The sequence below is a fragment of the Paenibacillus sp. JDR-2 genome, from assembly GCF_000023585.1.
Lineage (GTDB): Bacteria > Bacillota > Bacilli > Paenibacillales > Paenibacillaceae > Pristimantibacillus.
This window is the reverse complement of the sequence record NC_012914.1, coordinates 5,995,869-6,008,580: the sequence shown is the minus strand read 5'-3', so window position 1 is coordinate 6,008,580 and position 12,712 is coordinate 5,995,869. Positions and strand designations below refer to the sequence as shown.

At 55.4% G+C, this 12,712-nt stretch carries 12 protein-coding genes; all 12 read left to right on the top strand.

Annotation, left to right across the window (positions count from 1 at the left end; all coding sequences use genetic code 11):
- The first annotated feature begins 23 nt into the window (after window positions 1–23).
- Window positions 24–812 (top strand): amino acid ABC transporter permease, encoded by a 789-nt coding sequence (locus tag PJDR2_RS26285; protein ID WP_015846780.1) that lies wholly within the window; start codon window positions 24–26, stop codon window positions 810–812.
- Entirely contained in the window at window positions 802–1,512 is a 711-nt protein-coding gene (locus PJDR2_RS26280; RefSeq protein ID WP_015846779.1) for an amino acid ABC transporter permease, read from the top strand. Before PJDR2_RS26285 ends, PJDR2_RS26280 begins: the two co-directional genes overlap by 11 nt.
- Window positions 1,509–2,261, top strand: a complete 753-nt coding sequence (locus PJDR2_RS26275; RefSeq protein WP_015846778.1) for an amino acid ABC transporter ATP-binding protein — start codon at window positions 1,509–1,511, stop codon at window positions 2,259–2,261. Before PJDR2_RS26280 ends, PJDR2_RS26275 begins: the two co-directional genes overlap by 4 nt.
- Window positions 2,262–2,285: 24 nt before the next feature.
- A complete protein-coding gene (locus PJDR2_RS26270; RefSeq protein WP_015846777.1) occupies window positions 2,286–3,296 on the top strand; it encodes an LLM class flavin-dependent oxidoreductase in 1,011 nt (336 codons plus the stop codon).
- 23 nt (window positions 3,297–3,319) lie between these two features.
- Window positions 3,320–4,507: an amidohydrolase gene (locus PJDR2_RS26265; protein WP_015846776.1), complete on the top strand. Its 1,188-nt coding sequence runs from the start codon at window positions 3,320–3,322 to the stop codon at window positions 4,505–4,507.
- Window positions 4,504–5,007 carry a DinB family protein gene (locus PJDR2_RS26260; protein ID WP_015846775.1) on the top strand — a complete coding sequence of 168 codons (504 nt, stop codon included), beginning with the start codon at window positions 4,504–4,506 and terminating at the stop codon, window positions 5,005–5,007. The genes PJDR2_RS26265 and PJDR2_RS26260 overlap by 4 nt, the downstream gene beginning before the upstream one ends.
- Window positions 5,007–6,335 (top strand): LLM class flavin-dependent oxidoreductase, encoded by a 1,329-nt coding sequence (locus tag PJDR2_RS26255; RefSeq protein WP_015846774.1) that lies wholly within the window; start codon window positions 5,007–5,009, stop codon window positions 6,333–6,335. The genes PJDR2_RS26260 and PJDR2_RS26255 overlap by 1 nt, the downstream gene beginning before the upstream one ends.
- Window positions 6,332–7,567 (top strand): M20 metallopeptidase family protein, encoded by a 1,236-nt coding sequence (locus tag PJDR2_RS26250; RefSeq protein ID WP_015846773.1) that lies wholly within the window; start codon window positions 6,332–6,334, stop codon window positions 7,565–7,567. The genes PJDR2_RS26255 and PJDR2_RS26250 overlap by 4 nt, the downstream gene beginning before the upstream one ends.
- A 242-nt stretch (window positions 7,568–7,809) precedes the next feature.
- Window positions 7,810–9,153, top strand: coding sequence for an LLM class flavin-dependent oxidoreductase (locus tag PJDR2_RS26245; RefSeq protein ID WP_015846772.1), 1,344 nt, complete (start codon window positions 7,810–7,812; stop codon window positions 9,151–9,153).
- A gap of 22 nt (window positions 9,154–9,175) precedes the next feature.
- Window positions 9,176–10,846 (top strand): ABC transporter substrate-binding protein, encoded by a 1,671-nt coding sequence (locus PJDR2_RS26240; RefSeq protein WP_015846771.1) that lies wholly within the window; start codon window positions 9,176–9,178, stop codon window positions 10,844–10,846.
- Window positions 10,847–10,867: 21 nt separating this feature from the next.
- Window positions 10,868–11,788, top strand: a complete 921-nt coding sequence (locus PJDR2_RS26235) for an ABC transporter permease (protein WP_015846770.1) — start codon at window positions 10,868–10,870, stop codon at window positions 11,786–11,788.
- 27 nt (window positions 11,789–11,815) lie between these two features.
- On the top strand, window positions 11,816–12,709 hold the full coding sequence (locus tag PJDR2_RS26230; protein ID WP_015846769.1) for an ABC transporter permease: 894 nt from the start codon (window positions 11,816–11,818) through the stop codon (window positions 12,707–12,709).
- The last annotated feature ends 3 nt before the right edge of the window (window positions 12,710–12,712 follow it).

Below are 12,712 nucleotides of genomic sequence, written 5' to 3'. Positions count from 1 at the left end.
GTAATGAGAGGTGAGACCGCAAGATGGAGTATGGCTTCGATATTAATTACGTGTTCGATTTTATTCCCAAACTGCTGAGTACGCTGAATATTACCCTGCTAATCGTGGCAGGCGCTATCGGACTGGGGCTGCTTGTCGGTTTTCTCGTAGCTTTGCCCCGCCTATACAACGTACCGGTGCTTCGGAATGTATCGATGGTGTACGTTTCCTTCTTCCGGGGCACGCCGGTTCTCATTCAGCTGTTCCTGTTTTATTACGGCCTTCCGGAAATTCTGAAGCTGGTGTCGATCGACATCTCAAAGCTTCCCGTCCTTTATTTCGTAATTCTTACCTTTGGCCTTAACGTAGGTGCTTATGTATCGGAGACGATCCGGGCAGCCGTGCTTGCGGTTAACCGGGGGCAGGTGGAAGCGGCTTATGCCGTAGGCATGACCGGGTATCAGGCTTTTACCCGGATCGTGCTGCCGCAGGCGGTAGGGATTGCCGTTCCGGTATTCACCAATCTTGTCATTGCGATGCTTAAGGATACTTCGCTTGCTTTTACGCTGGGCGTTATGGAGATGACGGGCAAAGCCCAGACGCTGGGCTCGCTGTCCCAGCATTTTATCGAAACTTATATTGCGTTAGCCCTTATTTATCTCGTTATGAGTATCGTATTGGAACGTCTTATGCTGCTCGCAGAGCGCCGTTTGTCCCGCCATCTGCGCCGGGATAGCAATGAAAAGAACCGGTTCTTTAGCAGAAAACGCAAGCGCCTGTCTTTGGGCGGCTTAACCCGCGAGTTAAAGGAGGTGCCGCGTTATGAAGCTTGATCCGTCCTTTATATGGACCGCATTCCTGCAGCTATGGTCGGCTGTTCCAACTACGCTGCTTATTACTCTCGTATCCGTGTCCGTCGGATTTGTGATTGGCGTAATAACGGCGCTTGCCCGGATTTACCGGATTCCGGTACTATCCCAGCTGTCGAGCGGTTACGTGACCTTTATCCGCGGTACGCCGATGCTGACGCACCTGCTCCTCATTTATTTCGGATTGCCGATGCTTGTTGACGGATTGTCGGCGCAGTTCGATCTCGGATGGAATTCCGCCAAGATCCCGATGATCGGCTTTGCTTACATTTCGTTCTCGATTACGGCAGGCGCTTATTTATCGGAGGTGGTCCGCTCAGGACTATTGGCGGTGGACCGCGGGCAGATGGAAGCCGCCCGGTCGATTGGGATGACAACGCCGCAGGCGCTTCGCCGCATCGTATTTCCTCAAGCGCTGGCAGCAAGCCTGCCGAACCTGTCCAACTCGGTTATCGGGATGCTGCACGGCTCGACGCTTGCTTTTACCGTATCGGTTGTCGATTTGAACGCCAAAGCGCAGATTGTGGCTTCTACGAACTGGAAGTTCTTCGAATCGTACGTAGCCGCAGCTTTAATATTCTGGGGATTAACGATCCTGATTGAACGTTGTACCGGCCTTATCGAAAGAAGAATCCGCGTGTACAGCAAGGGAGGGGTAGCATGATTAAGCTTAGCGGTATCCACAAATCGTTTGGACGCCAAGAGGTCCTGAAAGGGATTGATCTCACCGTTAATAAGGGCGAGGTTGTTGCCATTCTGGGACCAAGCGGCTCCGGCAAAACTACGCTGCTGCGCTGCATCAATTATTTGGAGAAGCCAAACGAAGGAGAGATCCGGATCGGCGATTTCGCCCTTAACGCGAAGCATGCGGGGAAAAAGGACATTTATTCGCTGCGCCAGCGCTCGGCGATGGTGTTCCAGCAGTACAATCTGTTCAGCCATAAGACGGCGCTCGAGAATGTTATCGAGGGACTGATCGTGGTGAAGAAGATCGGCAAGGAAGAAGCGCGCAAACGCGGCATCGAGCTGCTCGAGAAGGTAGGTCTTGGCGCCAAGCTGGATGCTTATCCAAGCCAGTTGTCGGGCGGTCAGCAGCAGCGCGTCGGCATCGCAAGAGCGCTTGCGCTTGAGCCCGAGGTGATCTTGTTCGATGAGCCAACCTCGGCGCTGGACCCCGAGCTTGTAGGCGAGGTGCTGGGCGTTATCCGCCGGATTGCGAAGGAAGGAATCACGATGATTATCGTGACGCACGAGATGGGCTTTGCCCAGGATGTAGCGAATCATGTGGTGTTTATGGACGGCGGCGTTGTCGTCGAGGAAGGCCCTCCGGCCGAGCTGTTCGGGAATCCGCAGGAAGAGCGGACCAAACAGTTCCTGAAGCGGTTTTCAACGGAGCCGAGCTATTCGATCTAGTAGTCTGAAAGGGGATTAAACGGCATGTCCATTACAATAAGCATTTTGGATCAAAGCCCGGTCTACCCGGGCGAAACTTCAGCCGAAGCATTCGCTCATACGGTTGCGTTGGCGCAAAAAGCGGAGGAGCTTGGCTTCCGCCGCTTCTGGGTGTCGGAGCATCATGATTCCGAGCATGTAGCGGGCTCTTCCCCGGAGGTCCTTATCTCCTATCTGCTCGCCCGCACCAATAAAATCCGGGTTGGCTCCGGCGGTATTATGCTGCAGCACTACAGCCCTTATAAAGTAGCGGAGAACTTCCATGTTCTAGCATCCCTCGAACCCGGTCGTGTTGATCTTGGCGTTGGCCGCGCTCCCGGCGGGCTTCCGCGCAGCACGCAGGCGCTGCAGCGCAATATCGTGAACCCGTTGTCGCTCACGGACAAAATCGCCGAGCTCCGCGGATACGTAGAAGGACGGACGGAGGAAGAAGGACCGTTGGCAGGCATTAAGGCGACGCCGATTCCCGCTGTTGCGCCGGAGCTTCACGTACTTGGTGCTTCCGCGGACAGCGCGGAGCTGGCTGCAAGTCTTGGTCTGCCTTACGTATTCTCCCTCTTCATCGGAGGAGACGAGCAAGCTGCCGTTGATTCGGTTCTTAAATATAAGCAAGCCTTTAATTATGAGCTGGGTGCCGCGCCGCAAGCGATTCTGGCATTGGCTGCCATCGTAGCGGATACGGACGAGGAAGCGGTAAGCCTGATTCCGCCGCAAAAGCTGGTGAAGGTGCATTTGGCCAGCGGCCGCAAGGTTACGCTTGGCACGGTAGAGCAAGCCGAGGCTTACGGTCAACAATCCGGCGAGGAATACACGATTGAAGAGAAAGAGCCGCTTATTGCGGCAGGCTCCAAAGAAACGGTACGCGGCAAGCTGCTTGCCCTGCAGGAAGCAACCGGCGTAGACGAGTTTATTATCACAACGAATATTTCACCGTTCGAGAAACGGATCCGCTCGTATGAGCTGCTTAGCGAGGCATTTGCCGAAGTAACGGCTTAAGCTTTGAAAGGTGAGGTGGACGAATGAGTAACGATACAACAACCCGCAGCGCTGCTGCGTTAGCAGGCCGGTTGACGGATATCCGCAGGGAGCTGCACCGGAATCCGGAGCTGTCCCACGAGGAATTCGAAACGACAATCCGAATCAAGAGCTTGCTTGAAGCGGGCGGCATCCGTATCGCGGATTATCCGCTGAAGACCGGCGTTGTCGCCGAGATCGGGTCGGGTACACCGGTTATTGCGCTTCGCGCCGATATCGATGCCCTTCCGATTCAGGAAGAGACGGGACTTCCGTTTGCTTCGGCTGTTCCGGGCAAGATGCATGCCTGCGGCCATGATTTCCATACGGCAGCCCTTATCGGAGCTGCTTATTTATTGAAGGATCGCGAGCGGGAGCTGAAAGGCACGGTCCGCCTGATCTTCCAGCCGGCCGAAGAGAAGGCGAAAGGCGCGCGGCAGGTCATTGACAGCGGTGCGCTGGAAGGCGTGCAGGCGATATTCGGCTTGCATAACAAGCCGGATTTGCCGGTTGGCACGATCGGCATTAAAGGCGGTCCGCTTATGGCTGCCGCCGACGGCTTTGTTGTTGAGGTTGCGGGACGCGGCTCGCATGCCGCCGTACCGGAAGCCGGCAACGATCCGGTACTAACGGCTGCGCATATCGTTACCGCGCTCCAGTCGATTGTCAGCCGTAATGTAGGAGCGCTCGACAGCGCGGTGATCAGCGTGACGAAGCTGAACAGCGGTACGGCGTGGAATGTGATTCCGGAGAAGGCTGTGCTGGACGGTACGATCCGTACCTTTGATCCGGATATCCGCCGCCGCGTCCGCGAGCGGTTCGACCAGGTGGTAGCGGGCGTTGCCGCTGCCTTCGATACAACCGCCGTAGTCCGCTGGATGGAAGGTCCGCCGCCGGTTCATAACGATGAAGGACTGGCGGAGCTGGCATGGCAGGAAGCCGTGCAGTTGGAGCTGCTTCCGGTTAGTCCGGTACCTTCCCTTGCCGGGGAAGATTTTGCGGCTTACCAGCAGCTGGTGCCGGGACTGTTCGTCTTTGTAGGGACGGACGGGCCCAAAGAATGGCATCATCCGGCGTTTGATCTCGATGAGCGAGCACTTCCGGTTGCGGCTGATTTCTTGGCCGGTACGGCTATTCGCGCATTATCACATTTTGCGGCTGAACCGCACGAATTAAAGGAGGACTTCCAATGAGTGCCATCGATATTCAAGCTTATTTGGACACGCATCTTCAATTGACTCAGGCGATCGCAGGGGTAGAAGAAGCACAGCTGAAATGGAAAGAAAACGAAGCGAAATGGAGCATTACCGAGGTGCTGTCCCATTTGGCCGATCATAATATCGTGGTATCCTTCCGCATCCGCGACATTCTTGCGGATACGAAGGCGCAGCTTCCCGCTTTCAACCAGGACCTGTGGGTGTCGGGCCAGCATTCCAATGACGGCAACGCGTCCGACATTTTGAATGTATTCTGGGCGCTGCTGCAGTACAACGGTCTGCTGTTTGGCCGGCTGAGCGAGCAGGATCTGGATAAGACGGGCATCAACTTCAAAGGGGAAACGGTCCGCGTCCGCGACATTATTCAAGGATTCACGAAGCATGTGCAGCATCATCTGGGTCAGATTGACCGGATCAAAGCCGCTTACATCGCTCTTTCCGTTACGATATCCACAGCAAAAGGGGGAAATGCGTAATGACGGCACGCAAACAATTAAAGCTGGGCGCGATGCTTCATGGCGTCGGCAGCAGCACTTCGCTGTGGAGACATCCGGAGGTTCCGTCCGATGCTAGCGTCAATTTCGAGCTGTACAAATCATGGGTCGAGAAAGCGGAAGCCGGCAGGTTTGATCTGGCGTTTATCGCTGACGGTCTTTATATTAACGAAAAATCGATTCCGCATTTCCTGAACCGCTTCGAGCCGATTACGATCTTAAGCGCTCTGGCGGCAGTCAGCAAGCATATCGGTCTTGTTGGCACGTTGTCCACTTCGTACAGCGAGCCGTTTACGGTTGCGCGCCAGTTCGGTTCGCTTGACGTAATCAGCGGCGGCCGCGCAGGCTGGAATATCGTTACTTCCCCGCTTGAAGGCTCCGCGCTGAACTACGGCAAGAAGGAGCATCCGGACCATGACAAGCGTTACCGGATCGCGACGGAATACCTGGATGTTACGCGCGGCCTGTGGGATTCATGGGAAGACGATGCGTTTGTCCGCGACAAAGAGTCCGGCGTTTTCTTCGACCCTGCCAAGCTGCATACGCTTAATCACGAAGGCGAGTTCTTCTCCGTTAAAGGTCCTCTGAACATTGCCCGCTCGAAGCAGGGCCAGCCGGTTATTTTCCAGGCGGGAGCGTCTGATGTGGGCAAAGACTATGCCGCTAAACATGCGGATGCGATCTTCACCGGCCATGATTCGGTTGAGGATGCGGTTTGGTTCTATCAGGACGTGAAGCGCCGCGCGGCCGCATTCGGTCGCAACCCGGATAACGTTCTCGTATTCCCGGGCATCGGTCCGATTATCGGCAGCACGGAGGAAGAAGCGGAGCGCAAATATCAGGAGGTTGTGGATCTTGTATCGGCGGAAAATGCGCTCGTCTACATGGGACGCTTCTTCGAGCATCATGACTTCTCCCAATACGATCTGGACGCGCCGTTCCCTGAACTGGGAGATCTCGGCCGCAACAGCTTCCAAAGCGGTACGGACAAAATCAAAGCCAATGCGAAGGAGAAGGGCCTGACGCTCCGTCAAGTGGCTCTGCAGGTTGCGACTCCTCGTCCTATCTTCATCGGAACGCCGGAGCAGGTTGCGGACCGGGTACAGGAGTGGTTCGAAGCCGGCGCTGCCGACGGCTTTATGGTTGGTTCTTCGGTGCCGCATGGCCTTGAGGATTTCATTGAGCATGTGGTTCCGATTCTGCAGGCGCGCGGCTTGTTCCGCACCGAGTACGAAGGGGATACGCTGCGCGGCAATCTGGGTCTGCCGATTCCGGCTAACCGTTATACGAAAGCAGCTGAACACGTTTGAGTCTGAACATAAATAAAGCAGCCATCGAGGATATGCAGGCGTATGCGGGTTCGCTGCATGACGAGCTTATCGCGATTCGCCGCGACCTGCACCGTCATCCGGAGCTGCTGTACGATACGGATCGTACGGCGGCATTGGTTGCGGGGCTGCTCGAGGAATGGGGGATCGACGTCCAAACGGGCGTCGGCCCCCATTTTGGCAAAGGCGTGGTAGGCGTGCTGCGCGGCGGGCTTGAGGGCGGCCGGACCCTTCTGCTGCGTGCCGATATGGATGCCCTTCCGATTACGGAATTAAATGATGTCGATTATAAATCGGAGACTGATGGAGTGATGCATGCCTGCGGTCATGACGCGCATACGGCTATGCTGCTCGGCGCGGCAAAGACGCTTGCGGCTTACCGGGAGAGCTTTGCCGGGGAGATCCGCTTTGTCTTCCAGCCTGCCGAAGAAGGAGCGCTGCCAAGTCCGCTGGACGGCCGGCTGCTCTCCGGCGGAAGAGATATGATCGAGGCGGGCATACTCGAAGGCGTTGACCGCTGTTATGCCCTGCATGTATGGCCGGAGCTTGATGCGGGCACGATTGGCATCCATTCGTTATATGCGATGGCGGCCTCTTCCCATTTCCACGTGACGTTTCAAGGGACAAACGGCCATCACAGCTCGCCTCATCTGGCGGCGGATGCGATCCAGATGACGGGGGCTTATATTGCCGGAGTAAACGGGATGATGGCAAACAGCATTGATCCGCGGGAGCAGGCCGTGCTTGCTTTCGGAACCGTGCGCGCCGGTACGGTCATTAACGCGATTGCCGAGCAAAGCGTCATAACGGGAACTTTCCGCGCGTTCAGCAAGCAGACCGTTGCGGCCATTACGGCCGGACTGGAACGGCATGCGCAAGCGGCATCGCTTGCCTATGGCGGCTTCTACCATATTGCCCTTCGCGAAGGGATTGCGGTTGTGAATGACAGCGAAGCGGTTCTTGAGGTTATCCGCGCAGACACGGCTGTGCTTGGCGGTGAGAATGTGCGGCAGCAGCTTGAGCCAAGCTTGGCCGGAGAAGATTTCGGCTGGTATTTGGACCAAGTGCCTGGTGCATTTATTTTGCTGGGCTGCCGGAATGATTCGCGTGGCATTCGGGAAGGGCTGCATCGGCCGAAGTTTGATCTGGATGAGTCCGTGCTTGTTCACGGCACCAGACTGCTCGTTCAGCTCGCTGCGGGATCATCGTCATAGAAGGAAGGAAACACCGATTGCTGAGGCAATTGGTGTTTTTTTTTATAGGTTTTCTCACTGCCATAAATCTTGACCCATAGATGATACCTAACAGTCGATAGAAGAGATTTATATGCTATTGTGCCGCCGAAAGCCCGGTGTTAGAGTATTGCCAAGATAAATTCCTATTAAACAGATGGGAAATGTTGCTGAAGCGGAATTTTATTGAGTCAGACAAAAATGGAGATAAGGGTGGAGTGTATATGTCGAAGAAGAAAGCATTAAAATTGGGAGCTATTATTCATGGCGTGGGCGGAAGCAGCTCAGGCTGGAGACATCCCGATATTCCGGCGGATGCAAGCGTCAATATCGGTTTCTATAAGCAGCAGGCGCTTAAAGCGGAAGAAGGCAAATTCGATTTCCTCTTTATCGCCGACGGTCTGTACATTACCGAAAAATCGATTCCCCACTTCTTAAACCGCTTCGAGCCTATTACGATCCTGTCCGCGCTTGGAGCGGTTACCTCCAACATCGGGCTTGTAGGGACGCTGTCGACCTCCTATAGCGAGCCGTTTACGGTTGCCCGCCAGTTCTCGTCGATCGATCATATCAGCGGCGGCCGCGCAGGCTGGAACGTCGTCACTTCTCCGCTTGAAGGCAGCGCGCTTAACTTTGGCGGCAAGCAGCATCCGGAGCATAGCGAACGTTACAAGATCGCCGAGGAGTACCTGGAGGTTGCGAAAGGCTTGTGGGACTCCTGGGAAGACGACGCATTTGTCCGCGATAAAGAGACCGGCGTATTCTTTGATTCGGAGAAGCTGCACCGCCTGAATCATCAAGGCGAGTTCTTCTCCGTTCAAGGACCGCTGAACATCGCACGCTCGAAGCAGGGTCAGCCCGTTGTGTTCCAAGCAGGATCGTCGGACAGCGGACGCAATCTTGCGGCGAAGACGGCAGATGCCGTATTTACGGGGCCGGAGTCGCTTGAGGATGCGAAGGAATTCTACCGCGATGTAAAACGTCGTATCGCGGAGAACGGCCGTAATCCGGAGCATACGCTTATTTTCCCGGGCATCGGGCCTATTATCGGACGCACGCAGGAGGAAGCGGAAGAGAAGTACCGGCAGATTGCGGATCTGGTTACGATCGAGAAAGCGCTCGACCATTTGGGAAGATTTTTCGAGCATCATGACTTCTCGCAATACGAGCTGGATGCACCGTTCCCGGATCTTGGCGATTTCGGCTCCAACAGCTTCCGCAGCACAACCGACCGGATCAAGCGCCGCGCCAAGGAGCAGGGGCTTACGCTTCGCGAGGTCGCTCTGCAGGCGGCAACTCCCCGCAATGCTTTTATCGGAACGCCGGAATTTGTAGCCGATCGGGTACAGGAATGGTTTGAAGAGGAAGCGGCAGACGGGTTCATAATTGCATCGGCTACGCCGCGCGGCCTGGATGATTTCGTCGAGCTGGTTGTACCGATTCTGCAGGAGCGCGGATTGTACCGTACCGAGTATGAAGCCGATACGCTTCGCGGCAATCTGGGGATTCCGGTTCCGGAGAACCGTTATGCAGCAGCACGCAAACAGGCTGGAGTGACCGTTAACTAATCGAATAGGAGAGAGAAATCCGATGAATACATTCAAATGGAAACGCAAATCACTCCGAAGCTCGGCTGCCTTATTGTTAGTTCTGGCGCTCGTTCTGCCTGGGTGCGCGTCAAATAAAGGGAGCGGCAATAACGGCCAGCAGGCGCAGCAGCAGACGGATACTCCCGCAGCTTCCGCGGAAGCGAAGCAAGGGGGAGAACTGACTTACGCTCTCGCTACTTCGCCGGATACGCTTGATCCGCACCGCAGCGGCCTGGCCGTTGCCGTACGCGTCATCCGCACGATATATGACTCGCTTGTCGTACAGCTTCCGGACAATTCCATCAAGCCTTGGCTTGCCACTTCGTGGGAGATTTCGGAAGACGGTCTGAGCTATACCTTCAAGCTGCGTCAAGACGTGAAGTTCCAGGACGGCACGCCGTTTAATGCCGAAGCAGTCAAATATAACTTCGACCGTATTCTCGATCCGGCTACGAAAGCTGCGAATGCGGCGGCCCTGCTTGCTCCGTATCAATCCTCGGAAGTCATTGACGAGTATACGGTGAAGCTGAACCTTGCTACCCCTTCACGCGCGTTCCTCGGCAACCTGAGCCAGGCGCTGCTTGGGATCGTATCGCCTACGGCCGCTAAGAAATACGGTGACCAATTTGGTCTGAATCCGGTTGGCACAGGGCCGTTCAAGTTTGTGAAATGGGAGCAGAACGCCCAAATCGAAGTGGCGAAGAACCCCGACTATAAGTGGGCGCCCGAGCTTGTAACGAATGCGGGCGCACCGTATCTGGACGGCATTACCTTCAAGATCGTTCCGGAGGAAGCAACCCGGATCGGCAGCGTGCAGAGCGGTCAGGTGCTGGCGGCAGAGACGGTTCCTCCGCAAAATATCGTAGCCTTAAAGGGCGATTCGAAGGTTCAACTTCTAGGAGCCAATACGGTTGGCCTGCCTTATACGCTGTTCTTCAATCAGGAGCATGAGCCTTGGAACGATGCCAAAGCAAGACAGGCGGTCCAACTGGCCGTTGACGTCGACAGCATTGTGAAGACATTGTATCTGGGTACTTATGACCGTGCTTGGTCGCCGCTTACGCCGGGTACCTTCGGTTATGATCCTTCGCTTGAGAACGGGGTAAAGCCGGATCTGGAGAAGGCGGGCGCACTGCTGGATGAGCTGGGGTGGGTAAAAGGCTCTGACGGTATCCGCGAGAAGGCCGGCAAGAAGCTAACCCTGCATTACGTGGATGGAACGCCAAACCGCGAGAAGCGCAACGATATCGCGGTTATTATTCAGCAGCAGCTGAAGGCGCTTGGCATTGCCGTTGAAGTGGAGATTACGAAGGACGTACGGACGGTTGTTTATACCAACGGCGATTATGATCTCTACGGCAACAGCCAGGTGAACTCGGATCCGAACGCTCTGTATCCGTTCTATCACACGACTGATCCAAAGGCTCAAAAGTCGCTTACCCGATTGTCCAATCCGGAGATCGACAAGCTGCTTGAGCAAGGCCGCGTAGAAACGGATGATACGAAACGCGCGGAAATTTATAAGCAAATCCAGCATTACATTATCGACCAGGCGGTTATTCTGCCGATTTACGTATTCCCGTATACAGTCGCCGCGGACAAATCCGTGCAAGGACTTGTATTTGATTCGCTGGGCTATCCGCTGTTCAACGGGGTCTCGCTTAGTTCTTAATTAATAGGGAGGCGGCTCGCCATGTACATTGCCCAACGCATTCTCTCTGCATTGCTGGTGATCGCGGGCACTTTGGTGCTGGTGTTCGCGATCTTGTATGTCTTGCCCGGCGACCCGACGGATTCGATGATTGATCCGTCGGTTGCCACGGCCGAGCAGATTGCGAATCTGAAGCATCAGCTGGGAGTGGATCAGCCCTTCTATATCCAATTCATCCGCTACATAAGCGATATGGTGCAGGGAGACTTCGGATATTCCTTATTAAATTCCGAGCCGGTGCTGGATAAAATTCTGGAGCATTTCCCCGCAACCCTGGCGCTGACGGCGGCAAGCGCGCTAGTCTCGGTTACGATTGGCCTTGTGCTTGGCGTATTGTCCGCCGTTCACCGCAACGGTCCCATTGATTACCTTGCCCGTCTCGTCGGATTGTTCGGCATTTCGATGCCGACCTTCTGGTCGGGCATTCTGCTTATCGTGCTGTTTAGCCTGCAGCTTGGCTGGTTCCCGGCCATGGGCTCGGACGGATGGCGCACGCTTGTGCTCCCGGCTCTTACGCTAGGCATTGTTGGAGCCGGCTTTATCGTAAGAATGGTCCGAAGCAGCATGCTGGACATTATCGACGAGCATTTTATGCTTACGCTGCGATCCAAAGGATTGTCCGAGCGTGCCGTTATGTATAAGCATGCGCTGCGGAATGCGCTTATTCCCGCGGTCACGATGATTGGCATGCTGATCGGGGAGATGCTGGCGGGAACCGTCGTGATTGAAACGGTGTTTTCCCGGCAAGGCATCGGACGGATTATCGGGGACGCTTTGATGGCGAAGGATCTGCCGGTCGTGCAGGGCGTTATCTTTTTTACCGCGCTGATCTACGTCCTGGTGAACCTGCTTGTCGATTTGTCCTATTCGCTAATTGATCCGAGAGTAAGGCGCTCGGCGTAAGGTTATGAAGAAAGGAGCCAAGTACGTATGCGTGAAGCGGCTACGGCCCGTACACTCCCGTACAAAAGAAGCGGAAGAAGCCTGACGGCTATCCGTTTCAGACGTTTGACGTCAAGCAATCTGTTCCTGTTTGCGGCAGCCCTCGTTATCTTGTTTATTGCGGCATGCGCGGTTGTGCCATCCTGGATTGCCCCTTATTCGCCCACCGAGATGTTAACAGACAGCATTATGCAGGCGCCCAGCGCGGCACATCTGTTCGGGACGGATTATTTCGGCAGGGATATATTCAGCGTGGTTGTATACGGCAGCCGGGATTCGCTGTTTATCGGCTTCGCTTCCGTTCTTGTCGGCGGATTGGCAGGCGGGGCGATTGGCGCCTTGTCCGGTTATGCGGGGGGCTGGATCGATGCGGTGCTGATGCGCTTCAACGATATTCTAATGACCATCCCGGGCATTCTGCTAGCGCTTGCGATTGCGGGCGCGCTTGGCAAAAGCCTGTTTAATATCGTGCTGGCGGTAGCCATAGCCTCCATACCGGGTTATGCGCGCATTATGCGGTCGCAGATTATGAGTATTAAAGGCCGGACGTTTATTCAGGCTTCGCAGGCTGCCGGCGCATCGCCCTTCCATATTTTCTGGAAGCATGTATTGCCCAATTCGCTGTCCCCGCTGCTCGTTATGGCGACGATTGGAATCGGGACATCGATTCTGACCGGGTCGGGGCTTAGCTTTCTTGGCCTTGGCGTGCTGAAGGAAGTGCCGGACTGGGGAACGCTGCTGTCGCAGGGGCGCGGGTATTTGACGGTTGCCTGGTGGATCTGTACGTTCCCGGGACTTGCGATCACGATGTTTGTGCTGGCTGTCAATATGATCGGCGACCGGCTGAGAGATCAGCTTGATCCGAAGAAAAGCGCGAGGTAGGAA

Coding starts and splice junctions, on each gene's coding strand:
- PJDR2_RS26285 (WP_015846780.1), top strand. CDS start 24: ATGGAGTATGGCTTCGATATTAATTACGTGTTCGATTTTATTCCCAAA.
- PJDR2_RS26280 (WP_015846779.1), top strand. CDS start 802: ATGAAGCTTGATCCGTCCTTTATATGGACCGCATTCCTGCAGCTATGG.
- PJDR2_RS26275 (WP_015846778.1), top strand. CDS start 1,509: ATGATTAAGCTTAGCGGTATCCACAAATCGTTTGGACGCCAAGAGGTC.
- PJDR2_RS26270 (WP_015846777.1), top strand. CDS start 2,286: ATGTCCATTACAATAAGCATTTTGGATCAAAGCCCGGTCTACCCGGGC.
- PJDR2_RS26265 (WP_015846776.1), top strand. CDS start 3,320: ATGAGTAACGATACAACAACCCGCAGCGCTGCTGCGTTAGCAGGCCGG.
- PJDR2_RS26260 (WP_015846775.1), top strand. CDS start 4,504: ATGAGTGCCATCGATATTCAAGCTTATTTGGACACGCATCTTCAATTG.
- PJDR2_RS26255 (WP_015846774.1), top strand. CDS start 5,007: ATGACGGCACGCAAACAATTAAAGCTGGGCGCGATGCTTCATGGCGTC.
- PJDR2_RS26245 (WP_015846772.1), top strand. CDS start 7,810: ATGTCGAAGAAGAAAGCATTAAAATTGGGAGCTATTATTCATGGCGTG.
- PJDR2_RS26240 (WP_015846771.1), top strand. CDS start 9,176: ATGAATACATTCAAATGGAAACGCAAATCACTCCGAAGCTCGGCTGCC.
- PJDR2_RS26235 (WP_015846770.1), top strand. CDS start 10,868: ATGTACATTGCCCAACGCATTCTCTCTGCATTGCTGGTGATCGCGGGC.
- PJDR2_RS26230 (WP_015846769.1), top strand. CDS start 11,816: ATGCGTGAAGCGGCTACGGCCCGTACACTCCCGTACAAAAGAAGCGGA.